This window comes from Hyphomicrobium sp. (assembly GCF_041674905.1).
Classification (GTDB): Bacteria; Pseudomonadota; Alphaproteobacteria; order Rhizobiales; family Hyphomicrobiaceae; genus Hyphomicrobium_B.
Genome location: NZ_JBAYUV010000020.1, coordinates 15,039 through 38,992, shown reverse-complemented (window position 1 = coordinate 38,992; position 23,954 = coordinate 15,039). Strand labels below are relative to the sequence as shown.

17 protein-coding genes are annotated in these 23,954 nt (G+C 61.9%); 4 read left to right on the top strand and 13 right to left on the bottom strand.

The genetic code is table 11. The features are described 5' to 3' along the window. Positions 1-59: 59 nt before the first annotated feature. From WC026_RS09935 to WC026_RS09920, 4 genes are all read right to left on the bottom strand, one after another. Complete coding sequence (locus WC026_RS09935) at positions 60-2,489, bottom strand: hypothetical protein (protein WP_372710761.1); 2,430 nt, start codon at positions 2,487-2,489, stop codon at positions 60-62. A gap of 140 nt (positions 2,490-2,629) precedes the next feature. Beyond that, positions 2,630-5,149, bottom strand: a complete 2,520-nt coding sequence (locus WC026_RS09930) for a transglycosylase domain-containing protein (protein ID WP_372710760.1) — start codon at positions 5,147-5,149, stop codon at positions 2,630-2,632. Positions 5,150-5,898: 749 nt separating this feature from the next. After that, positions 5,899-9,264, bottom strand: coding sequence for an ATP-binding protein (locus WC026_RS09925; RefSeq protein WP_372710759.1), 3,366 nt, complete (start codon positions 9,262-9,264; stop codon positions 5,899-5,901). An 18-nt stretch (positions 9,265-9,282) separates the two neighbouring features. Then, on the bottom strand, positions 9,283-10,443 hold the full coding sequence (locus WC026_RS09920; RefSeq protein ID WP_372710757.1) for a hypothetical protein: 1,161 nt from the start codon (positions 10,441-10,443) through the stop codon (positions 9,283-9,285). A gap of 313 nt (positions 10,444-10,756) precedes the next feature. On the opposite strand from WC026_RS09920, the gene WC026_RS09915 reads away from it, so the two are divergent. Further along, complete coding sequence (locus tag WC026_RS09915) at positions 10,757-11,452, top strand: CAP domain-containing protein (RefSeq protein ID WP_372710756.1); 696 nt, start codon at positions 10,757-10,759, stop codon at positions 11,450-11,452. 541 nt (positions 11,453-11,993) lie between these two features. Here WC026_RS09915 and WC026_RS09910 read toward each other — a convergent pair. Both WC026_RS09910 and WC026_RS09905 read right to left on the bottom strand, forming a co-directional pair. Next, positions 11,994-13,427, bottom strand: a complete 1,434-nt coding sequence (locus WC026_RS09910; protein ID WP_372710754.1) for a lipopolysaccharide biosynthesis protein — start codon at positions 13,425-13,427, stop codon at positions 11,994-11,996. A 20-nt stretch (positions 13,428-13,447) separates the two neighbouring features. Then, positions 13,448-13,609 (bottom strand): hypothetical protein, encoded by a 162-nt coding sequence (locus WC026_RS09905; RefSeq protein WP_372710753.1) that lies wholly within the window; start codon positions 13,607-13,609, stop codon positions 13,448-13,450. A 222-nt stretch (positions 13,610-13,831) separates the two neighbouring features. On the opposite strand from WC026_RS09905, the gene WC026_RS09900 reads away from it, so the two are divergent. Then, a complete protein-coding gene (locus WC026_RS09900) occupies positions 13,832-14,152 on the top strand; it encodes a hypothetical protein (protein WP_372710752.1) in 321 nt (106 codons plus the stop codon). A 12-nt stretch (positions 14,153-14,164) separates the two neighbouring features. On the opposite strand, the gene WC026_RS09895 is transcribed toward WC026_RS09900, so the two are convergent. Then, on the bottom strand, positions 14,165-15,241 hold the full coding sequence (locus WC026_RS09895) for a D-alanyl-D-alanine carboxypeptidase family protein (protein WP_372710751.1): 1,077 nt from the start codon (positions 15,239-15,241) through the stop codon (positions 14,165-14,167). A 281-nt stretch (positions 15,242-15,522) separates the two neighbouring features. Here WC026_RS09895 and WC026_RS09890 point away from each other — a divergent pair, with 281 nt between their 5' ends. Continuing rightward, positions 15,523-17,517, top strand: a complete 1,995-nt coding sequence (locus WC026_RS09890) for an MFS transporter (protein WP_372710750.1) — start codon at positions 15,523-15,525, stop codon at positions 17,515-17,517. On the opposite strand, the gene WC026_RS09885 is transcribed toward WC026_RS09890, so the two are convergent. After that, complete coding sequence (locus WC026_RS09885; protein ID WP_372710749.1) at positions 17,514-18,383, bottom strand: aldo/keto reductase; 870 nt, start codon at positions 18,381-18,383, stop codon at positions 17,514-17,516. The genes WC026_RS09890 and WC026_RS09885 overlap by 4 nt on opposite strands. Positions 18,384-18,718: 335 nt before the next feature. Between WC026_RS09885 and WC026_RS09880 the strand changes: the two genes are divergently transcribed. Beyond that, the gene (locus WC026_RS09880; protein WP_372710747.1) at positions 18,719-20,380 is read left to right on the top strand and encodes a L,D-transpeptidase family protein; all 1,662 of its coding nucleotides are present in this window, start codon (positions 18,719-18,721) and stop codon (positions 20,378-20,380) included. Positions 20,381-20,425: 45 nt separating this feature from the next. Here WC026_RS09880 and WC026_RS09875 read toward each other — a convergent pair whose 3' ends face one another. From WC026_RS09875 to WC026_RS09855, 5 genes are all read right to left on the bottom strand, one after another. Beyond that, complete coding sequence (locus WC026_RS09875) at positions 20,426-21,184, bottom strand: SPFH domain-containing protein (RefSeq protein WP_372710772.1); 759 nt, start codon at positions 21,182-21,184, stop codon at positions 20,426-20,428. 66 nt (positions 21,185-21,250) lie between these two features. Continuing rightward, the gene (locus WC026_RS09870) at positions 21,251-21,922 is read right to left on the bottom strand and encodes a MarC family protein (protein WP_372710746.1); all 672 of its coding nucleotides are present in this window, start codon (positions 21,920-21,922) and stop codon (positions 21,251-21,253) included. Between the two features lie 97 nt (positions 21,923-22,019). Continuing rightward, positions 22,020-22,466, bottom strand: a complete 447-nt coding sequence (locus WC026_RS09865; protein ID WP_372710745.1) for an NUDIX domain-containing protein — start codon at positions 22,464-22,466, stop codon at positions 22,020-22,022. A 3-nt stretch (positions 22,467-22,469) separates the two neighbouring features. Then, positions 22,470-23,648 carry an FAD-dependent monooxygenase gene (locus WC026_RS09860; RefSeq protein WP_372710744.1) on the bottom strand — a complete coding sequence of 393 codons (1,179 nt, stop codon included), beginning with the start codon at positions 23,646-23,648 and terminating at the stop codon, positions 22,470-22,472. Positions 23,649-23,690: 42 nt separating this feature from the next. After that, positions 23,691-23,933 carry a zinc-finger domain-containing protein gene (locus WC026_RS09855; RefSeq protein ID WP_372710743.1) on the bottom strand — a complete coding sequence of 81 codons (243 nt, stop codon included), beginning with the start codon at positions 23,931-23,933 and terminating at the stop codon, positions 23,691-23,693. Positions 23,934-23,954 lie beyond the last annotated feature (21 nt).

Here is a 23,954-nt window from a genome sequence, read left to right as displayed (position 1 = left end):
TTGCGGGGCGGTTCGATTTATGGCGAAGGGCCTTATCTCTTTTTCTGTCCAAGTATTTTTCATTCCGCCGCCGGCGGTGCGATGCGCCTGAACAGGGCTTCGTCGGAAGCCGAAAGCGGCTCCTGATCAGCAGGCGGTTGATCTTGCTCCCAAAAAAGTTGGTCGTCAGTTGCCGATGCCATGACTTCGAGCTGGGCGATATCGTCCCGGGCCTCGGTCCGGTATGCGGCCGATTTCGTGAGCGCGTCCCGCAGCGACGACGGAATGACGGCCTCGCTGACCGGCACCGTGAACGTCGCGGTTTCCCGCTGCAGCGTGACGCTCGCCACCGGCTCGGCGAGCGCGGCGCTCGGGCGCTCGTTGTCCGTTCGGTTGCGGAATTCGAAGCGGGGAATGGGAATGACGGTCGCGGGTTGCACGTCAGCAGGCGGCGCTGCGGTCGTGTTGCTGTTTGCGGCCCTCACGGAAATTTCGGTTTCGCGAAGCGGCGGCTGCGACGGCTTGCGTATGCGCGCCGCGTGCGGTGCGGAGAAAAAGGGCGGTTCGGCGCCCGAGTTGGAACTCGCGTTGGAGTTCGGGCGATACGCCGTCGCGTAGGGGCCGAAGCGTTTCTCATGTGCCGGATCGACTGACGTATCAGTCATTGTCGGCGCGGACCTCGTCACAGTGTCGAAAGGCAGCGTCGGCTCCGTGGGCTCGTTTGCCGGTTTCAAGGCTCCGATGTCGAGCGACGGCGGCGTCGTGCGCGGCTCGTCGGCGGCGTCGGTTTCAACGTCAGCGTATTCAGCCCGTCGGGCTTCGGCGCGCTTGGCGGCGCCCATGACGGCGCCCAGAATGATGTCCGACCAGGCGCCGTTCGCGAACTTATAGACGCGGAACGATTCGGAGCCGGCGAACTTCGAGCCTTGACGCATGAGCCGCCTTTGGATGCTGCCAGTCGTGGGCAGAAGCGTGCGCTTGAAGATTTTCTCGCGCTCGAAGCTCGCGAACAGGTTGGCGAGAAGCTGGGCTTCGACGCGGAGGTTTTCACGTTCCGCGGGGCTCAGGCGCGGCGGTGCATCGAGCGGTACAGCGACGTAATAGTCGCCGTTCATATCGAAGACGACATGACGGAACAGCTCGAAATTCTCGCGGATCTGCTTGTCGCGATGGATGTCATTGAAGCGCGACAGGATTTCGATGACCGGCCCGCGCTCGGCGGCTTTCATTTTCGGGACCAGTCCATCGAGGCGGCTGCCGGGACGCTGCCCCATCGATACGAGAAACAAGCAGAGATCGACGAACAGCGCAACGGCGAGCGGAACGTAGTCGCGTTTCGAGAGGCCCGAGGCTTCATCGGAGCGGAGGGCTCGAAGCGAGGCTTCGGACGGGTTCTCGACCGACTGGATCGCTTTTTTCTGCAACTCGCGGAGTTCGTCGGCCGACGGCGGCATCTTGAACGCCAAAAGACCGTAGAACGATGCGGTCAGGCGTCGGAATGCTTCGATCGTCGCTTCGGAGCCTTCGACGGCCGCGATTTCCGGTTTCTGCAATTCAGGAAGCTGGTCGATGGCTTTGACGACGCCGTGCAATGCCATTTGCAATTGCGGGTCGGGGCAGGAGACGGCCGCCTTGCCGTCGCCGAAGGTCGTGCGGTCGGAGCGGTCGGCGAGATCGCTGCGAATTTGCCGAAGCTGCGGATCGGTGCGGAAAGCGTTGAATCCCGTCACCGTCAGGTCGAGTTTGCGGCCGAGGGCGCGCATGAATTCGTTGCGCGTGCCGGTCTTGGCGTCGAAGGTCGATGCATCGGCGGAGACAACCTTGGCCAGATCGCCGTTCAAGGCCTGCATGTCGGCATTCACCGCACCGACGCGGCCCTTCACGAATTCGGACGCGAAGGAAAAGCGCTGCGCGTCGTCCTCGCGCATCTTGCGTCGCGGACCATCACCGGGACGCGAATTCGGGCATGAGGTGCCCTTGGTTCGTTCAAGTTCGGCTTTGTCGGTTGAAACCTGAGTTAATTGCGTGAGCGTCGCCTGCAATTGCGTGAGACGCGTCGATGCGCCATGCAGCGAATTCTGAACCTGCGAGACGGCGCTTTCGGCCGATCGCGATGCTTCCCCTCGGCTTTCGAGCACCTTCCAGTAGAAGCCGAACCCGAAGCCGATGGAAATCAGCGACAGGAAAACGTAGCCGCTCGCATAGAACAGTTTGGTCGTCAAAGGTTGCGGCCGGAACAACTGGTCGAGGAGCCAGATGATCATCGTCATCAGCATCGCGACCGAGAAAGCGACGATGATGCGGTGTATCAGCGGCAGGTCGCCCATGTTGGCTTCGATCAGCTCGAGCATGCCGACGTAGGTTGCGACCCAGGAGAGCGCGCCCAAGCCGAAAATCAAGATCATGCGCTTCCAGTCGCGCGGCGGCTTCGACGACGCGTCGGTGTCGTCGTCCACCGCATCGCGCAGCGGAAACGATCCACGCCGTTGATCTCGTGTTTGCAATCTCATTGCCGCCAACCCGCATTTGGTGCCGGCAGCACACTCAGTCGCCAGAACGCGTTTTTGATGTCGCAACTGCGGCTGACGGGTGTCGAAGTGCTGACGGATTTGTTTCCGTCATCCTTGGTCAACCGACCGCGCGAGTGCATTCAATTCGACGTCAGCGTGCGGAGCTGCTCGTCGGAAGGCGAGCGTTCGAATTTTTTGTTGGTCGCGAGTTTTGCGGCCGTCAGTGGAGGCGCTGCCTTTGAAATGCGCGGCGCGGAATTGATTCGTGGCGCAGGTAGAAGATCGCGGCGCGGATTCGCCTTGGCGTGATCGGCAAGATCGCCGAGCAGCACTTCAAGCAGCGGCGCGGCAACCTGGGCCGCGTGCAGATCGTGCGCCCAAGGCTGAGACGCCGTTCCCGTGCCCACGAGCACGACGTAGGAATAGGCGGCGCCGTTCGCGAATTGCAGGCCGCCCGATGCCCAGGCGTCGACCGTCGCGTTCGGATCGAGCGTGACGGAGGTTCCGGTCTTGGCAAAATGCAGGCGCAGGTCGCCGCGCCGCCGCGCGCACCATTTGGCGATGCTTTTCAACGTGCCGTAGGATTTGCCGCCCGTCTCGTAGCAGAGCGGGGCTTCCAGCAACGTCCGGATCAATCCCGTTCCGCGCGGCCGGATCAACGACTTCGGGATGACTGCGGGGCGTGCTTCGGCGGCGATGCCGCCGCCGTTCTGGCCTTTCTGCGTGTAGTCGTAAGTTTTGATCATCGTTGGCGGGCGCATCGGACGATCGCTACGGCCGATCAAGGAAGCGAGGACGACGCTCGACATGAAATGCACGCGGCGCGGGGCACCGGCAATCTGTCCGAGCACGACGGCGGTCGACGGCGGCGTGCCGCCTGTTTCGGCAGCAGGCGGCATCGTAAAGCCGAATCCGTCGATCAGCCGCTTGATCGGTGCTTGCCCGAGCGCGGCGCCGCGACTGATCAGCGGGGCGTTGAGCGAGCAGGCGAAGGCAACGACGGCCTTGCGGTTCTGCTGACTTGTGCCTCGGGCGCAGGTGTCGAGGCCCTGTGCCGGTGCCGCCGGGTCGGAATAGGGGCTTTCACCGGTATCGCGGCCCTGATTTGCGAGTGCGATGGCGAGCAGCATCTTGCCGGTCGAGGCAACCTGGCGGCTTTCGGAACTCGGGTCATAGACGCCGTCTGATGAGCGGCGTGCGGGTAGCGAACCGAAGTAAGCGGCGGTTTCGCCGGACTCGTAATAGCGCACGATGCGGCCCTCGGCGTCGGCGGCGACGACGATGATATTCGGGAGCGCCTTGTCGGCAGTGACCTTCGTGGGATCGAGCGTGAACGCGGCGTTGATGCGCGACGCCCATTCCGTGTTGAGAGCCGTAAGCCTGGCGTCGATTTTTTCGCGGAACGCGAGGTTCTCGCCGATGTCGAAGGTCGTCGTGACGCCGCGCACGTAATCGCGCCAGCCGAAGCCATAGCTCTGCTTCATCTCTTCGCGGATGCCGAAGCGTGCTGCGGGGAGCAGCAGGTTGGCGCGGATCATCGGATTGGCTTCGGCGCGTTTCACCTGATCGGGCACGAAGCGTTCGAGCGCCGCCTCGAGCTTTGGTTTTACTTTCGGATCGGGCGGGCCGCCCGCGAGCGCCATCAGCTCGAAGACGACTTTTCTCTGCTCGGCTTCATCGGTGATGAGCTTTTCGGCGCAGGTGCGGGCGCGGACTTCGGTGATGTAGCGCCAGCGGTCGAGGCGGACGGCATTCAGGCGGTCGTTGCCTTCGAGCAGAATGATCGGCTTGTTGACGGCAGACGCCAGGACGAACTGCTCGGCGGTTGAGAGGTCCTTGGCCTCCTTGCCGAACACGACCTGGCTCGTGACTTCTACTCCGTGCAGCGGCTGGCCGCCGGTTCGTTGCGCCAGCCAGATGTGGTTCGCGGCCCACTGTTTCAGCAGCGTATCGTCGCCGCCGCGCGTCAGTTCGCGGTAGATGACGGGCGCGAGCCACCATTCGCCGAGCTTGCGGCGGAGTTTCGTGATGCCGCCCTCGCCGGCGTGGGGCGGCGTCTTGTAGATGACGCGCGCGAACTGCATCGGCAGCGTCGAGCCGCCCACGCCAAGGGTCGGACGCCGCGCCGCAATCGAATGCGTGATCGTGGTGATCGGGATCTTCAAAACACCCGCGAGATCGATGCCGAACGGATTGAGCACGCCGCCTATATAGCGGTCCTCGTGATAGGACAGGCATCGCCAGTACTGCTCGGGCACGTCGCGGACGGGAATAGATTTGTGATCGGGGCTGGCGACGTAATTGCCGAGCTCGATATCGCTGTCGGTGTAGTTGACGTCGCGCAGGCTATCGAGGCGCGGGTCGAAGGTGCCGACAAAGTTGCCTTTGGGATCGTAGATGGCGGTCGCGAGCCAGCGTTCGGCGTCGTAGCCAAGCTTTTCGTGCATCGTGAGGTCGCCGACATAGCCTCGGATCGGGGCGGCGACGTAAACGAGCACGAGCGCGAAAAGGATATAGAGCGTCGCGGCCGTGAATACGTGGCGGATAGGTCCGAGCTTCGGATTGAAGGCGACGGCCGACATCAGGCGGCGCGCGATCTGGCGCGGAAGCCTCAGACAAATTTCGCTGAGCGCCGTGAGAAGGCGAAGGATGGGTAGCATTGCCGCAAGCCGCCATTCTCGCCGCGACGAACGCGGCTGTCGTATGGCCTGCATAATTGGAGTTTAAGGCGCCAACTCAACGGGCTCGCGGCGGCATTCACGCCAACTGATGGCATTTGTGCGGCCGAGGCCTACAAGGCTCCACGCAGCCATTGCAGACACTCGTCGCATCGGAGCGCGAGCGCCGACAAGCTTCTGGGCCTAGAAATTGCTGACGAGAATGAAAAGACCGACGCCGATTGCTGGACCGACTAGAGTCGCAACGACCATCATGACGAAATGCTTCGCCACCATGACACTTACCCCGCACTGAACTCGAAAGGTTCACTCCCAACTGCCTCGGCCATCTGTGAAGACCGCATCCGACCGGTTTGCCCCCTGGTCATCGCGTTCTTTTTTCGCCGAGAGAGGGCCGCCCCTAACTGCGCGGCTGACCACATTCCCACTTTGTCAGCCGTCCCCATAATATCGCGACGAATGGGGAGTGGACAGACCCTCTCCTTATTTTGCGGCTACGATCCCGCGCGTCCGGCTCGCAAATAAAATGGCTCGCCATTTCCGGGATTTGCGTTTGAAGCATTCTTCAGGTCGGCAAAAATATATTTTATTTTCAAAGTGTTGCTTTGAGACGGTCGGATTGCGCCTGCACGCAAGGGAGCAACTATAGGCAGCGCAATATCACGGAGTATTTCGGGTATTGAAATGCGAATTGAATAGCTATTCGACGCTTCAATTCCAGTTTACATAAATTAACGAAGGTCAAAAAGCCGGAGTTGGCGCTCGTCGATTCCGCGCGTTTCGGCGGCCAGCTGCTCGATGCGATCGAACGGCACCTGCTCGGCGGCAATCAGCGAGCGTTGCGCCTTCATCGGCCTTACCAAACCTTCCTGGACGAGATGGAATTCGCCGACGGTCTGGCCGGGAAGCGCCGTTGCCGGATCGAGGCCCGACTCCGACTGGAAGGCCGCCTTGAGCTTACGGAGCGCGGTATCCTCGCGCACGCGGCCGATGAACCAGCTCGTGATCTGGTCGCGGCTCTTGTAGTCGAGGTCGCCCGGTGACTGCGTCGCGAGCATCATGCCGAGACCGGCGGAGCGGGCGCGTTTCAAGAGGCTCTGGAGCGGTTCGGCGGTCGCGGGCTTGGAGTTCGCCGGAATGTAAAGGTCGGCTTCGTCGAACATGACGACGGCCTGCAACTCGTCGTTCGGGTTGCGCTGGCAGAAGCGCAGGGCTTCCGAAAGGAACTGCGAGACCCAGAACAGGATGTTTTCGTTGTCGCCGAGGAAGCCGGTGTAGATGACCGACAGGCGCGTGCGGTTCGGGCGCTGGTAGCGTCCGAGGCCGAGCAGGCTTTCCATGCGCAGGCTTTCGCCACCGCCTTCGAACAGCGCGGCGTTGCGCAGGCGGAGCGAGTCAAGTTGGGCGACGAGATCGCGGCGGAGCTTGCCTGACGGGTCCATCCGCTGCGTCTGATCGGTCAGCTCGGGGTGTTCGTCTTCGAGAAGCCGGATCAAGTCGGCGAGTGTGACCTCGCTCGTCGACAGCGAACCCAGGACGCGCAAGGCCACAGCCAGAACACCCGACTGCTTCTGATGCGTCGCGGAGTTCTTCAGATGCAGCATTTCGCCGAGTGCGGCGGCTGACAAGTTCGCCAGCAACTGCTGCTCGTGCTCGGGCAGCTCGTTGATGCCGTTGGGCAGGAGCGTGATCGAGATCGGACGCCCCGATGCGCGGCCCGGCGTGTAGACGGCGACGTCGATGGCGTCGGCGAGTTTTTCGCGCTCGGCGCGGCGGTCGGACGCTTCGTTGTCATTGGCGCGCCAGACGTCGGGATTGGCGTAGCTCGCGAGATCGCCCTTGCGGTCGATCAGAACGGCCGGAATGCCGCGCAGAAGAAGCTGCTCGATCAGAGACAGCGCGAGCGTCGTCTTGCCGGAGCCTGAGCCGCCGAGGAACGCCGCGTGGCGTTTCAGAACGCTCTTGTTCAGCGTGACGGGGCGGCCGCGGCTGCTTTTCTCGCCGCCTGCGAGAATGCTGGCGCCGTAGCTGCCGTTCTCGTCGAGGATGACTGACATCGGCAGGTCGTCGTCGTTGGCGGCAAGTCCCGGTTCGCCGTCGCCGGATTGAACAGCGCGCGTTTGTTCGGCCGACGGCGTGTGGAAGCCGTCGAGCGAGGACTGCGGGTCGTCCATTTCCTTGGCGACGAGGCGCGGCACCGGGCGGCCCAAGAGATCCAGACGCAGAAGATGGATGATCGAGATCAGGCTCGACAGCGGTTTCGTGCCTTCGAGCCACTGCGCCATGCCGGGATCGGTGCGGTGATGGGCGGTGAACTCGCGCACCGTCATCATGCGCTCCCACTCGGGGATCGGCACGAGCAACTGACGGCCACCGCCGTCGCGGAATTTGCGGAAAGCCTGCGCGGTCTGATTTTTCTTGTTCGGCGGGAAGTCGCTGGCGCGCAGCATGAAGCAGGGCTTGCCCTGCATCGCCGTCAGCACCTTGTCGAGCTGACGCTTCAGGCCGCCGCCCTGGGTCGGGCGATTGCACAGGAAGACGCGCACGTCGTTGGCGAAGCCGGTGCGATGGCGGACCGTCAGGTCGAAGGCGGGAAGATCGTCGCCAAGCTCCAGGCGCTTGACGGTAACTTCGATCGCCCTGCCCCATTCGTCGCGCGCGAGCTGCAGGGCAGACGAGAGGATGTCGACCAGCTCCTGATCGTCGGCGGGCATTTCGGCTTCGCTCTCGTTGGCGAAGCGCTCCCACATTTCACGGAATTGCACTGCGGAAATCGTCGGCGTGGCTTCGTCTTCGGAGCCGAACCCGATCGCCGCTCCAAGCGCCTGCGCGAGCGTCGAGATGAAGGACGGACGTTCTGCCTCCGACTCGCGTTCGTCGCCCTCTGTCGATGTCGCTTCCCTGAGGCGCGACTGCGCGTGCTCCAATAGACGCCGCGTCGAGAGCCCGCCGAATTCCTCGAAGAACTGCGGTCCGAAGAACTGCGAGGCGTCGGGGAAGCTCAGTCCCCCGCCATTCGTTTCCGAATGATAGGCGAGGCGTTTCGAAATGATAAGGCGGGCTTCTTCCGGCGTGCGGCTTTCGCGCAGAAGCACCGGACCCGATTTCTCGATGCGGTCGATATAGGATTGCGCCACAAGGCTGCGTACCTGGCCGTAGAAATCTTCCAGGCACGAAATGATGACGATGGCGTTGGTCGAGCGGTTTGCGATCTGGATGAGATCGCGGACGGCGCGCTGGAAGCGATCTTCGGCATTGTCGAAGAAGCGCAGGTCTTCGACCTGATCGATGCAGAAGACGAGTGCCGCGCGCTCAACGGTCCAGACGAGTGCGCCGAGCGCGGCGATGATTTCGAACGCGCGGTCTTCGCCGTCGTTCGGGTCGAGGGCGCTGACAGCTTCGTGTGCGATTGCCGTTAGCTGGCGACCGTTGAGATACTGCCGGATGCGCTGGTCGATGCGCGGATCGCGGCGCTGGAGATAGAGGAGCGCGCGCACGATATTGATGTCGAGTTCGCGCGTCTGGAATTTGTCGCAGGCGACGATCTGGTCGGCGAGACGGAGAATGAGCCGCGCCAGCTGCTTGTCGTCGAGCGTCGCGTCGCGGAGCTTGTCGACGTCGGCTGAGGAAATCACCTCGGAATCGAGCACCATGCGGTTCGTCAGCCGCGACAGCGCGGATTCGCCGAAGCGATCCGGATCGTAGGGCTTTTCGAGAGAATGAACGAGGCGGCGCAAATAGAAATCGGCGTAGTTCTGCACGTCCGGCGTCATCTGCGCGTAGCCGAAGTAGGTCTGTCCGGTGCGATGAGAGTCCGTTCTAAGGGCGCGCAGCAGATGCGTTTTTCCGGCGCCCGACTGACCGTGGAAAAGCAGGATGCGTTCCGGCGTGTGATAGCCGCGTCCCGATGTGACCGTCGTCAGCAGATCGTTGAACTTCTGCCGGGCCTTGGCGTGAATTTCCGGCACGTCGACCGGATCGGCGCGCCAGAGATCATCCTCCCAGGTAATCGAATGCTCGAACGCCTCGCTCAGCTTGTCGGGAGCGAGCGAGGGAGCAAACGACGCCTTTTTGAGTGGACCGCCTTCAACGCCCATTGCGAACCGGAATGCCTTTTAATCTTGGACGCGCACAAAATGCCAGACGGTGTTCTTGTAGAGGATCTTCGAATCCTCAAGCGATTTCAGGTCGCGGCCGTCCTTGAGATCGGCGGTCGCGAGTTCGACCTGACCCGAACGGTGGGCTTCCGCGAGCATGCCTTTGAACGCAATCTCGGATAACCCCCAGTCGGGCCGCGTGTTGCGAATCGCCTTCCAGACCAAAGAGATAAACGCCTTCCGGTTGCCTGGCCAGCCCTCTGAGACAGGTCGTGCCGCATCGATCACAGCGCGACAAAATTCTGGCATGTCTGGCGGCGACGGCAAACGCAGGCTTGGCGGCGCGATCTCGGAGATCGGGGCGCGGTCGTTGGCTGGTTTTGGCGTGGGCGAACGTGCGATACGCGGCGTTTCCAGACATTGCGGGCGCAGAGGTTGCGCGGGCGGTGCGTCGGTGCCGTCCTTCGGCGACATCAAACCGCGCAAGACTGCCAGTTCGAGGGCGTCGAGGGACTGCTCGCGGCTGCCGGCGATTTCACATGCGAGATGGACGATCAGCTTGCCGTCGGTCGCGATCTCGCGTGGCTGCTTGAAAAGCTGACCTGCCAGAACGCGGCCGGGCTTCGCAGGCAGGCCCGCGCCCTTCTTGAAGCCAGTCTTGATCTTGTTCCCGAAGGCGCGTTCGAGCGCGATGATCGCCAAGTCGGCGCGGAGGTCGGCGGGCGATTGTGCGCGTCCCGTGGACTTCCCAAAGTGATCCTGCAATACGATGGCGGCGAGACCTTCAACCCGCTGTAATGCTTTGCGGATCGCCGGTGTATCGCTTGTCCGCAGCGCCCGTAAGACGAGGGCGAGTTTTACGTCGGCCCAAGTGGCGCACGGGGCCTTGGCCGAGGTAAGCAGGGCTTCTGCAACTTGAAGGCCCTTTCCCGTGGCGCTGAGGCGGCCTTTGGTTTCGGCGACAAGCTGGCTGCCGATGAGATTGCTGATCCCAAGCTCCGCCGAGCGGCGGAACTCGGCGCCGGAAAATTTCGGAGCGAGAAGCGGCGCCACGTCGCGCTGCAGGTCGGCGCGGGTCGCGGTTCCGGCGGCAATGCGCAGCAGCACCAGGTCCCTTGCGGTGAGGGCCGGGACATGGGCTTCGAATTTTCGCTCAGATTGTCCGATGACTGCACTCATCGAAGGTCTCCCGGCACGAATCAAGTTGCCGCGACGACTGTTGATGATCGGCCGAGCACTTCCAAGAGGCTTAGAGCCCACGACCCACAGGCCCGACGGTCGGGCGGGGGTTGAGTGCTCGCGAAGGGTTCCGACGTCAGGCTTTCGCCGCCGGGCGGTCAAAATCGCGACACCTTGTTGGCGCGAAAATCAGGTGGGCGGGAATGGGCACGTGAGGGACCCTCATGCGAGGATCTAGAACATCGTTTCGTTACGATATGAGCCGCGATTCGCGTCCCGTTAGTGTTAACATCGCGTTAACGGATTTCCGGCAATGATGGAGTTTCGCGCACGTCTCGTGCCGGGAGTAGCTGTTATGTATCGCGTCGCGCTCGCTACCGGGCTTGCTACGGCTTTGGCCGGCTGCAGCCTCGGTTCAACGTCCCTGTCGACAGGTTTTACGGAACCTGAAACGACGTCCTCATTGTCATCGCCGTCGATCAAGAGTGTCGGTCTTGGCGGCGAGCCGTCGACGCCGCGCGGCAACGTCAAGGTCGCGTCGCTCGACAAGGCGCCGAGCGGAAGCTTCGAGAAAGCCGCTCCGGGCGTGCTTGCGGATCGCGATTACTCGCATACGTCGCTCAACGCGGAAATGGCGCGCGACGTCATCAACGCCTATCGCAAGAAGAATGGGTTGAAGGCCCTGAAGCTCAATCCCGAGCTGACGGAAGCGGCCAAATCGCATTCGCGCGATCTCGCGAAGTTCGACCGCATCTCGCACTATGGGTCCGACGGTTCCAATCCGTGGGATCGCGTCAAGCGGGCGGGTTTTCGCGCGCGTCTGACGGCGGAGAATGTCGGCACGGGTCAAGTCGACTTCAATGAAGTCATGCGCGGCTGGGAAGAGAGCCCCGGCCATAACAAGAATCTTCTGACGCGGGATGCGACCCACATGGGCATCGCGCTGGTGCAGGACCCGAAGAGCGAATTCAAATCCTTCTGGACGCTCGTTCTCGCCTCGCCAATGTAGAGTTTTTAGATGGCGCTTGCGGCGCGGAGCCTTCTGTTGGTGCCGGCGACTCGCGTTCCGCGAGCCGGCCGCCGGCACGGGCTTTGTGGCGGGCGCTGGTGATCCTTTCGTTGGTGCCAGTCATACGCGTTCCGCGAGCCGGCCGCCCGGCACGAGCTTGTGGCGGTAACGGCGCCGGTTTTCCCTCTTACGTCATGGCCGCGAAGGCGGCCATCCACGCCGCTCGCGAAAGTCATCTATTGCGGTGTTCCAAAAATCGCTCAGCGGCAGCTGCCAAATCCCGGGGAGTTATTATTGTTGCGGGTTGTCGTGGATGGCCGCCTTCGCGGCCATGACGTTGGATGGTGCGGGGCTAAGGCTGCGTGGTCATGACGTGGGGAGTGCGTGTTGGGCGGTCCGGTGGCCGTGACGTGGGGGAGTGTGTGTTGGGTGCTCCATCCGCCACGAAGTTCACGCGTGTGTATTTAGTCTGGCCGGGCGGCTATGACGTCAGCGACTGCACGTTGAGGCGGCCGGACCCTTGTCGGCGCAGGGGTGCGAACTAGAACTTCGGCAGGTTTTTCCAGATTGCGATTTTGATGTCGAGACGGTGCCAGACGACGATGGCGTTCATCAACGCGGCGGTGGTCAGCGAGATTGCTGTCGCGCTAGCTGCGCCGATGAGCCCGAAGCGCGGCACCAAAATGAAATTGAGCGCGATGTTGAGAAGCGCAGCGCCCAACAAGACGATTGCGCACAGCTTCTGCTCGCCAAGCATGTTCAGAAGGTATTCGGCAGGGCCCATCGCGGAGCGCGTCAAAAAGCCGACGACGAGAATGCCCATCACCGGATAGCCGGTTTCGAATTGTGGTCCGAACAGCGAGAGCAGCGGCTTGCCGAGCGCCAGGATGATGATCGCGCTCGCGAGCGACGGCCAGAACGTCCAGTTGACCGCGTCCTTCACGAAGTCGCGTAGGCCGTCCCGATCGCCGCGTGCGTGCAGGGCCGCAAACTTATGCGCAACGGCGCTGCCGACTGCATAATGAACGAACATGATCAGCGCCATCGTCTTGCCGGCGGCGAAATATATTCCGACGTCGGCCGGCGACATGAAGTGCGTGACGACGAGAATGTCGGTGTTCTGAAGCAGAAGTTCAGCGCTCATCATGGCGAGCAGCGGCAACGAGATTTTGAACCAAGCCGCGAAGTCGCTGGTTCGAGGTCCAGGAGGCACCGTTTCGCTCATGCGCCGGTTCAGCAGGACGGCCTGTGCAATTCCAGACAGCCATGTCGCGACGATGGCGGCAGCAGCGGCCGTCGCGGCGTCCATCGGCAGACCGGCCGCGTAGGCGGCGAGCATGGCCGCGAGCAGCAATACCGGGCGGAGAATATAGGGCGGCACGAGCGCGATGGTCATCCAGGCATTGCCGCGACCGATGCCATCCTGGACGTCGGTCAGCGCGTAAAGCGGGATGCAAACGAGCGCGAGATAGACCGGCAGCACGAAATGGTTCTGGATGTGATTTTGAAACAGCCAGACGCCCAGCAGTCCCATCATCATGACCGCCGTGCCGCTGGCGAGCGCGAACAGCCGGCTGCCGTGCACCAGGCCGCGCAGGCGTTCGAAATCGCCGGTCTCGCGATAGACGGGCGCGAGACGGATCGATGCGAGGTTCAGTCCAAGATGCGGGATGGCGCCGAGGATCAGCACCCAGGTCCAAACCGAAACGTAGATGCCGTACTCGTAGCCGCCCATCCAACGGGCAAGAACGATCTGAGTGAGATAGAGAAGGCCCGCGCTTAGAACGCGAACCGCGAACGCGACGAGGGCGTCGCGCTGCGTCCGTTGGCGCTCGCCGCGCGCGGCCAGGACTTTAACGGCTTGCTTGAGTACGTTCGAGACGAACGTCCGGCTGGCCCCGAAGGCGCCGGCTTGCTCCGTTTCGATGCGTGTTGCGGTGGCGGCATCGGCGCTGGGTGCGATCGCGGTCGTCACAGCAAATTCCTATCGCTCAATCAGCTTTCAAGCCGGGTTCGTTCGCGCTGTCGGACGAGTTCGGCGACTCCGCTCCAGGCCCATGCGCGGCCCGCGTCGCCTTTCTCGCCGTGATAGATTGCGAAGAAATCGGCGATCGCCGCTGCGAAAGCGCCGTGCCGACCCTCTAAAACTTCTGCCATCGCGCCGACATCCCGAGGCGTCGGGGTAAAGTCCGGCTCTTTAATCCGGGAAATTGGCGTCATCGACGACATTGTGTGGTCCTACTCCAGGCTTACCTACCGGTTGATGAAGCCGGGAAAGCAAATTTGACGCCACATCGCGTGGACTTCACGCGCGGCCTTATTCGACTTAGGTTAACTGCCTGACATCATTGGGACGCCAAGGCATCCGAGAGGCCATTTATGAGGTTTGTTTTAGGCGTGTTGACGGGGAGCGCGGTTCTCGGGCTGGCCCTGGCGCCAGTATGGGCATCGGACGCCGCGGGGGGGCGTATCGGAATAGAACGCGCGCAGGCCGAGTCTGGGACGGGCGGGGCAGACGCAGGGCGCGGGGGCGCACAGTCGCCGCCCGACACTCGCCGTCACGACGACGGTCGCGACAATGCCGAACCGGGCGATGACAATGACGGGGGCGAAGAGGGGTCAGATGAAAACGCGTCTCCGGATACGCGCGAGCCGCCCGGCTGCACCTATCGGCAGGAGCCTCTTGAACTCATCGTCTAGAGACGGGTGCGATCAGGGAGACGCGGCTTCGGCAGCTTTCGGTTGAGCGCTGGTCGCCGTGGATGAACCCTGCGTGCGGTCGCCTGCTGCATCCTGCGGCTCGTCGGCGGCGTCGCTCTTTTTCTTGGACGCCTTGTTTTTTGAAGCAACCTTGCCCTTCGCTTTGTGCTTGGCGACGCGATGGCGATTGCCACCGCAACTGGTGGCTGCGACCGTGTCGCGAACCGACAAAACATCCTTGGCGTTGGGATCGACCGGAAGCGTGTCGATCGTCGGCATGTTGAACAGAGTTTTCCAATCGTAATACTGGAAGCCGTATTCCAATAATGCAGCCGAGCGGACGGCGCGTTCATTTCCGGACGACTCGCCGAGAACGATGGCCAAGAGGCGCCGGCCGTCGCGCGTCGCCGAGGCGGCGACGTTGTAGCCGGAATCACAAGTAAATCCGGTTTTCATTCCATCGGCGCCGGGAAAGGTTTTGAGCAAGGCGTTGTGGCTGCCGAGGCGGCGCTTGCCGAGGCGCATCGCCGGCATCGACCAATAGCTGGCGTATTGTGGAAAATCCGTGACGATGGCGCGGGCGATCCTTGCAAGGTCACGCGCGCTCGTCAGCTGACCGGGAGACGGAAGGCCGTTGGTGTTGTCGAAATGCGTGCGCGTCATGCCGAGGCGCTGGGCGGTCGCATTCATCTGCTCGATGAAGTTGGTTTCGCTGCCTGAAATCGCTTCGGCGAGCATGACCGTTACATCGTTGGCCGATTTTACGATGACGGCTTGCAGCGCCTGTTCGACCGTGAGTGTTTCGCCAACGTTGAGGCCGGCCTTGCTCGGCGGCTGCAGCGTTGCAACGAGAGAGCAGGGAATTTTATCGGTGAGATGGAGTTTGCCGTCCTTGATCGCCTGAAATGCAAGGTAGGCTGTCGTCAACTTGGTCAGAGATGCGGGATACCAGACATCGTCGATGTCTTCCGAGTAGAGCACCTTTCCGGTCGATATTTCAAAGAGCAGCGCTGGGCTCGCCGACGCGGATATCGGTCCGCCAAGGCAAAATAGCGCCATCGCTGCGATTTGAGCCGCCCGTGCTCGCATAATGGACTCCGGAATTTCAATTTCGTTCGGCTATCATATTCGCGGTTACGGCGCCAATCGAACCTCGCACGCTGTCTACCTTAAAGCGAGTTGTGTTGCTTATGCGGCGCTCAGAGTGCGAAATATCCACACTTCGCCACTCTTGCGGGCTTACGGCAAGTCGTCTACGCAGCGCTGCCGATTTTCGCCTAACCGCATGATCGCAGGTTGGTTCCAAGTTCCGAACTTTGCTCAATTCACTTCCGGTGGAACCACACATCGCTCCGAGGATCCTCGACGGCATGCAACGTCCGACCGTGGAAAGTTCCGATGATGCGCACAGCGAAACACGGCGACGTCTCGCGATCTTCGGGGCGTTAGCACTTGTTCTGCTGCTCGCGTCTCTCGATCAGACGATCGTCTCGACGGCGCTGCCGACCATCGTTCGCGAGATTGGCGGATTGTCTCACCTGTCTTGGATCGTCACGGCTTACTTGCTGGCGACAACCGTGGTGGTGCCGCTTTACGGAAAGCTTGGCGATCTCTTCGGGCGGCGCCTCATTCTACAAGCGGCCGTTATCATTTTTCTGGTCGGATCGGCACTTTGCGGTCTCGCGCAGAATCTGCCGGAGCTGATCGCATTTCGCATCGTGCAGGGACTCGGCGGCGGTGGCCTGATCGTAACCGCGATCGCGGTGGTCGGCGATGTCGTGCCGCCGCGCGAGCGTGGGCGATATCAGGGATTTTTCGGCGGCATCTTCGGGCTTTCGACAGTACTCGGGCCACTGATCGGCGGCTTCATCGTCGACAACATGTCGTGGCGCTGGATCTTTCTCATCAACGTGCCGTTCGGGCTCGCAGCGTTGCTCGTGATCAATAGAACGTTCCGGCCGCATAGCCGGAAAGCGAAAGTCGAAATCGACTATGTCGGCGCCGCACTTCTTGCAATCACGCTGACGTGCGTCGTGATCGTCACGAGTCTCGGGGCGACGCTGGCGCGTGAAGCGCCGGTCAGCTTGTTCGCGATTTCAGCGCTCGGCCTGCTGGCATTCGCCTGGTTTCTTTTTGCGGAAACGGTCGTGCCGGATCCGCTGCTGCCGCTGGGCTTGTTCAGGGAACGTGCGTTCGTGATCGCCTCCGCCGTCGGGTTTATCGTCGGGATGGCGTTGTTCGGGTCGATCACGCTGATGCCGGTCTATCTGCAGATCGTGCAAGGCCTCGATCCGACGAGCGCAGGTTTGCACATGACGCCAATGATGCTCGGTGTTTTCGTCAGCTCGGTCACGAGCGGCCAGATCATCAGCCGGATCGGCCGCTATAAAATGTTTCCGGTTTTAGGCACCGCGCTAATGACGATCGGGCTTGTGCTTCTATCGAGGATGACGCTCGCAACCTCGGCCGATATGGCCTCCGTTTATATGCTTTGTCTCGGGCTCGGCCTCGGCATGGTGATGCAGATTCTTGTGATGACGGTGCAGAACGCCGTCGCCTACGAGCAGCTCGGCGTCGCGACTTCCGGGACGACCTTGTTCCGGTCCATCGGCGGCGCGGTCGGCGCGGCGCTGTTCGGCGGCATTTTTTCCTGTACGCTGCATCATAAATTGAGTGCCGCCGTGCCGCAGCTGGCCGAGATCACCAACGATCCTTCGGCGATCGCCGGGCTTACGGAGCCGTTGCGTGCCACCTATCACGCGCTGTTCGTCGAGGCGCTCCGTCCGGTGTTCGTGACCGCGTCGGTGCTGGCGTTTGTCAGCTTTCTGTTGACGCTCGGGATCAAGGAAGTGCCGCTCAAGACAAGTCTCGCTCCGGAGCCCGTGAACGATCCGCTGCAGATGCTTCGCGACGCAACTTCGCTCGAAGAACTGCACCGTATCGTCGAGCGCAATACGGCGCGCGAGAATCGCTGGCGTGTGTACCAGGAGTCGGCGAAGAGCGTCGGCATCACGCTGGAGCCGGATGAATATTGGCTGCTCGCCCGTATCGCCGAACGTGGCGGCCGCGAAGTTCGCGTCGAACTCGAAAAGCGGCTGGCGATCAACGACGCGCAGATCGCACGGCTGACCGCGGGGCTGCTGGCTTCGGGAATGGCGGTGGAACCCGGTAGCGACGTCGTCGAGCTGACGGCCGAGGGCCGCGCCGCCTACGATCGGCTGCTGCGCCGGCGCGAGGACGATCTGAGGCACATGCTGTCAGAGTGGGACCGCAACGAGCACCCGGAGGTTCGTGCGCTGCTCAGGGAGATGGCAAGCTCGTTCGCCCGCACACCTCCCGTGAAGCCCAGCGTCAGATCAGCTTAAGCCTTGCCGATCTCGTTCAAGGCGTCGACGTCGGCATCCGTCAGGTTGATCGCGACGGACGCGACGTTTTCCTCGAGATGGCGAACCTTCGACGTTCCGGGGATCGGCAGCATGTTGGGGCTTCGCCGCAAAAGCCAGGCGAGCGCGATCTGGCTCGGCGCGGCGTTGTGCTTCTTGGCGATGCCCTCAAGGCGTGAACCGGGCTTGGCGAGATCGCCCGACGCCAAAGGGAACCACGGGATGAAGCCGATGCCGTTCTTTTCGCAGAAGTCGAGGACGTCTTCGCTGCTTCGGTTGGCCAGATTGTAGAGATTTTGGACGGTCGCGACCTGGAAGTATTTCTGCGCCGCCTGGATGTCCTTGACGCTCACCTCGCTCAAACCGACGTGGCGGATCAAGCCTTCCGCCTGCATGGCTTTGATGACCTCGAACTGTTCGTCCTGTGGCGTTTTGGGGTCGATGCGGTGGAGCTGCCAGAGGTCGATGCGTTCGACGCCGAGCCGCCGGATGCTGAGAATGACCTGCTGACGAAGATATTCAGGTTTTCCGAGGGGCACCCATGTTCCGGGCGCGGGCCTGAGAAGGCCGCCCTTGGTGGCGATTACCAGTTCCTTATAGGGATGGAGAGCTTCGCGGATGAGGCGCTCGCTGACCTCTGGGCCGTAGGAGTCGGCGGTATCGATCAGGCTGATGCCAAGCTCGGGTAGGCGGCGCAGCGTCCGCAAACTCTCGGCGCGGTCCTCGGGTTCGCCCCAGACTCCGGCTCCCGTGACGCGCATCGCTCCGAAGCCGAGCCTCACGACCGGCAAATCGCCGCCGATTACAAAATGTCCGGCCCGTTCGATCGTTTCCGCGGTCAATGTCATGCGATGCGCCTTTCTGATCGGAATGAGTATTTTTGGGAATTTAGCCTGGCCATATGTAGGGATCATGAGTCGGTTTTTGCAGAGCAGCAGGCGAAGCTTGCTCAATTTGTAAATGTCAGCCGGATTTCGCTCCGAAACCGACGCAATTTAACGGTCGCTTCACGCGCTGGCCATAATCTCAATTGCATCAATGTCGAGTTTCCGGCACGTTTCGGTGATCTTCTGCCTCAGCGGCGGGATAGCACGCCGGAACGTAAACTTGGTGTGAACGTATAAGTCAGATGGGGGTTGGGACGCTTCAGCGGCTCGCCTGCCTGTCTTCGGTAGGGCAACACATGTCGAGCGTGTCGGCGCTGGTGCGCGTCAGAAATTCCGCAATTTCAACTCTGGTTTTCGCTGCTGCGCTCGGTCTTGCGGATGGCGCCGATGCGCGCGATCGTGTTCGCGATCGCGATGTGGATGACGCGCAAGTCACGCAGCAATCCCTTGCGGGCCGGCCCGTCGTGGCCGTCGTTTCGATCAAAGATCAGCGTATTTCGGTCTATGACTCCAACGGTGCCGCGATCCGCGCGCCGATATCGTCAGGCCAGACGAGTTACGAAACGCCGGTTGGCGTTTTCAGCATTCTGCAGAAAAACGAAGAGCATTATTCCAATATCTACGATGATGCGTCGATGCCGTTCATGCAGCGGCTCACATGGTCGGGCATTGCGCTTCATGCCGGCGCGTTACCCGGATATCCGGCGTCGCATGGCTGCGTGCGCCTGCCCTACGAATTCGCGCAAAACCTCTTTCCCCTGACGCGATTGGGATTGCGTGTCGTGGTCGCGTATGACGATGCGGCTCCCGCAGCGATTTCGCATTCGCTGCTGCCCAAGCCGCTGCCGGCAGCCGAGGCTGCTGTTGCCGTGCCGGCGACGTATGAGAGAGACGCGAACGACCAAGAAGACCTCAACGTCTTCGAGCCCGATGTTTCGAAGTGGCCGGCGCGCGCCGCGCAGATGCAGGCGCTTAGGGTGGCCGCGTCAGAAAAGAGCCTCCTGGCTCAGACGGCGACGTCGCAAGCCGATGAACTCAAGACCGTTGTGGACGAAAAGAAGGCCGTCCATGCCAAGGCCGTCAAGCAATTGAAGCGTGCGGAAACCAGCAAGAAGGCGTCGGACGCAAAGGTCGCGCGTGCCGATAAGACGCTTCTTGCCGCGAAATCGCCCACCGCAACGACGCGGGCGCAGGATCAAAAAACCAAAGTCGATGCCGCCGCCAAAATCGTGAATGACAAGTATGATGCTGTGAAAGCCGCTGTCGATGCCGCGGAAAAGGAACTGGCAGCCGCAACGGCGGAGTGGACGAAAGTCGACGACGTCAAGAAGGCGGCCGTTGCCGTGATGCAGGCCGCGAAGTGGAAAATGTATCCGGTTTCGATCTTCATCAGTCGCAAGACGCAGCGGCTTTATGTTCGCCAGGCCAATGAGCCGGTGTTCGACGCTCCGATCGCGATCGCCAATCCCGACGAACCGATCGGCACGCATGTGATCACGGCCGTCGACTACACGGAACACGCCAAGGACCTGCGCTGGCAAGTCGTTTCGATCGCCCGGCGCTCGGCGGGAGATCCGGACACGGTCTCGTACAAAAAGCGGCGTGTCGCGGATCTTAACTTCAGCCCGCCTGCAACGGACGCCGATCAGGCGTCGGCGGCGCTCGATCGCATCACCATTCCGCCGGAGGTGGCGTCGCGGATTTCCGGATACGTGTGGCCGGGTTCCTCGATCATCGTTTCCGACGAGCCGCTGAGCGTTGAAACGGGCAAGGCGACGGACTTCGTCGTCGTGGTCAGCACCGAACTGCAAGGCGCACTCAAGAAGCGGCCACGCAAAACGGCGCCGGCTTACATGCGTGACGATCCCTACGAGTATTACGACGACGGACGTTATGGCCGTTACGACCGCTACGATCGCCGGTATCGCAACAAGCCGACGTTCTTCAACTGGTGGTGACCGGCGGATAGGCGGTCGCTGACGTGCGGCCGTCAGGTTCTCTGGTCAGGTTCTTTCTGAATCCCGCTTGATGGTTGCGATTGCCTCGTGCACGGTCGTCATGAACTGCGCCGGGAAGAAGATCGTCGAGTTCTTCTCCGTTGCAATCTCGGACATGGTCTGCAGCGTGCGGAGCTGTAACGCCACGGGGTGGGCTGCGATGATGTCGGCGGCTTCGCCGAGCCGCACCGCCGCTTGGAATTCACCTTCGGCGGCGACGATTTTTGCACGCCGTTCGCGTTCCGCTTCGGCTTCCTTCGCCATGGCGCGCTGCATGTTGTCGGGAAGGACAATGTCCTTGATCTCGACGGCGGTGACCTGTGCGCCCCACGGTTCGGTGTGCCCGTCGATCACGTCCTTGATCTGATCGTTGACGTCGATCGTCTGAGCCAGAAGCTGATCCAGCGAAAAGCGGCCGACGACCTTGCGTACGGTCGTCTGGCTTATCTGGTTGATCGCTTCGTAGACGTTCTCGATCGCGATGACGGATTTTTCGGGATCGCTGACATTGTAATAAGCGACGGCTGCGATATCGATCGAGACGTTGTCCTTGGTGATGATTTTCTGTGACGGGATTTCCATCGTTACGGTGCGGAGCGAGACGCGCTGCATTGCTTGGAAGGGGTTGAAGATCAGCGTCATTCCCGGGCCGCGCACGCCCGCGAATTTGCCGAGCATGAAGACGACGCCGCGCTCGTACTGCCGCAAGATGCGGATCGAGCTCGCGAGATAAATCAGGACGGCGACCGCAATGATTATTCCCATCATATGTCCACTCCCTGCTGACGGGCGCGACCCTAGGTGATTTTGTTCGACCGGGGAAGCCGGGGCTTAGTGGCGGTGTGCGAGGGTCGTTGCAATCGCGCCTTGTGCGCCTGAGATCAGAATCTGGACGCCGATGCAGAGCAGAAGGAAAGCCGACAGCCGCGTGAGAATGCGCGCACGGGCAGGTCCGAGCAGGGCCACGAGGCGATCTGCGGATGCGTAGCAAACGGCAACGGCGAATGCGACGAGGATCGCGGCTCCCGATGCGCCGGTGTAGAATGGCAAGAGGGCTTCCGTCGTCGATGGGCGGCTGGCGCTCAGCGCGATGGCGACGGAAATCGTGCCCGGCCCTGTCGTGAACGGCATGGTGAGAGGAAAGAAGGCGACGTCGCTTTCTCCCGCAGCCGAAGCCGCGTGATCCTGCTTGCGGTCCTCGTTCTCCTTGGGGTCGTAAAGCATGCCCCACGCGCTTGCGGCGACGACAAGTCCGCCCGCGACGCGAAGCGCATCGATGCTGACGCCGAAGAAGCTCATCAGCGATGCGCCGATCAGGAGCGATACCAGCATGACGATGGCGGAGTAAACGGCGACGCGATAGGCGAGTGTTATTCTTTCGGCGTGGGGCCGCCCCATGGTCACCTGACTATAGATCAACGCGCCGCCGATCGGATTGACGATCGAGAACAGCGCCGGCAAAGCGACCAGAAAACTACCAACCATGCCGCTGAGGAGATCCATGGGTCCTGTTTAATTTTGGTGCGATGGGGTGACGATCGCTGCTTCTTAACGCCCTTGCATCCGCCAAGGAAGCAGTCCCGGCTTAAGCTGCGGCTATCTACCAGGCTCGTGTACGATCCGCGCCGGAAAAAATTTCGTTGAGGCGGCGTTTTGTGGCCGCTCCGGTTGCATTCGGGAGATTGTCGAGGGCGAAAAATCGTTGTTCCGCGATTTCGGCATTGGCTGCGGGAACGTGATCCTGCCGCCAATGATTGACGATAAAGAGCACAACGTGATCGCCGGGAAAAACGTCGAAGTTCGTGTAGATGCCGAAAAGCCGTGCGGGCTTTACGATCGTCACGCCTGTTTCTTCGTGCAATTCGCGGCTTAGCGCGCGGTCAATGGTTTCGCCGTGCTCGATGCCGCCACCCGGGAAATGCCAGCCGGGGCGATAGCCATGACGGATCAACAGAACCTGGGAGGCTTCGTTGACGACGACGCCTTGCGCGCCGAGCGTCACGAGATCGGAACGCCGGGAGAAGAAAGAGGCGAGCCGGAGCAGCATGGCTCAAAATCTCCAGCCGTAGAGCCAGTCAAATCCGGCCATTACGCGCGTGGGTGGCGCGAGGCGCATCGTCGTGTTGCGCGCAAGGGCTGCGGCACCTGCCATATGATAGATGCGGCCGTTTCGGTATGATGCCTCCACGACGCGGCGGGCGCGCGGGCGGCGCGCTTGCTCATAATTTTGCAATGAGGTTTCGATGGTGCTTTGACGGTCTGCCAGCGCCGCCGCCAGCGTCACCGCGTCTTCGAGTGCGAGCACGGCGCCTTGCGCCAGGAACGGCAGCACCGGATGGGCGGCATCTCCGAGTAGCGTCGCGTGGCCGTTCGACCAGCGCTCTAGAGGTGGCATCTGGTAGAGCGACCAGCAGCGCCAGTTGTTCGCCTTGGCGACGAGAGCTTGCAAGGGAGGCGCATACTCGCGGACTTTTTCGCGCACCGCTTCGTTTGATGCCGATGTATCCCATCCCGGCTCGCGCAACGTGTCGTCGGCGATCACAACGAGGGCGATATCGCGTCCGGCGTTGACGGGATAGTGGACGACGTGAGCGCCGGGCGCGAGCCAGATGTGGACGGCGTTGGGTGTCAATTCGGCAGCGAGGTCGCCAGCCGGAATGACGCAACGATAGGCGACTTTGCCGACCGGCTGCGGTGCGGCTCCGGGTGCGATCTTCTTGCGAAGGTTCGACCAGAGCCCATCGGCGCAGACGAGTGCCGAGGCGTTTAGCGTTTCGCCGCGCGTGCCGGTTGCTCCGATGCCGTCGCTGTCGGTGGCGAAGGAAGTGATTTCGACGCCGGTGCAAAGCTCGATCAGCGGAGAGGCTTCGGCCTGCGCGCGAAGCGCCGTGTGCAAATCCCTGCGGTGCGCGGTCCAATAGGGCGCACCGTGCCGCTCCGCGATCCAAGCGCCCAGCGGTAGGCGTGTCAGCTCGCGGCCGGTCTTGCCGTCGCGAACGCTCAGGCAATCCGGTGTCGCCGCGTGGGCTTGCAGACGTTCCGCGACGCCCAGGTGTTGCAGGATGCGCGTGCCGTTCGGCCCGATCTGAATGCCTGCGCCTTCTTCAGGAAACGTATCGCGTCGTTCGTAAACGTCCGACGCGATGCCATGTCGCGCCAGCGCGAGCGCCGTCGCGATGCCGCCGATGCCGCCGCCTGCAATCGCGACTCGAAAAAGTTTTTCGCTCATCAGTTGCGGTGCCTGATGTGCGGGGCGGGGCGCATCGCTCAATCAGGCGGCGTCGGAGACGAGGCTGTTCTTCGGATCGCTTTCGTCGGCCTTGAGGCGCGGATCGTGGATATAAAGCGTCGAGCAATAGGGGCAGAGGATCTGGTTGTCCTGTCCCATGTCGAGATAGATGTGCGGATGGTCAAACGGCGGGCGTGCGCCCATGCAGTTGAATTCCTTGACGCCGACGAAAATGCGCTCGGCGCCGACGTCGTTTGCGAAATGAGGGATCAGTGCTCCGGCCATGCGACGCCCTTTAGTGAATTG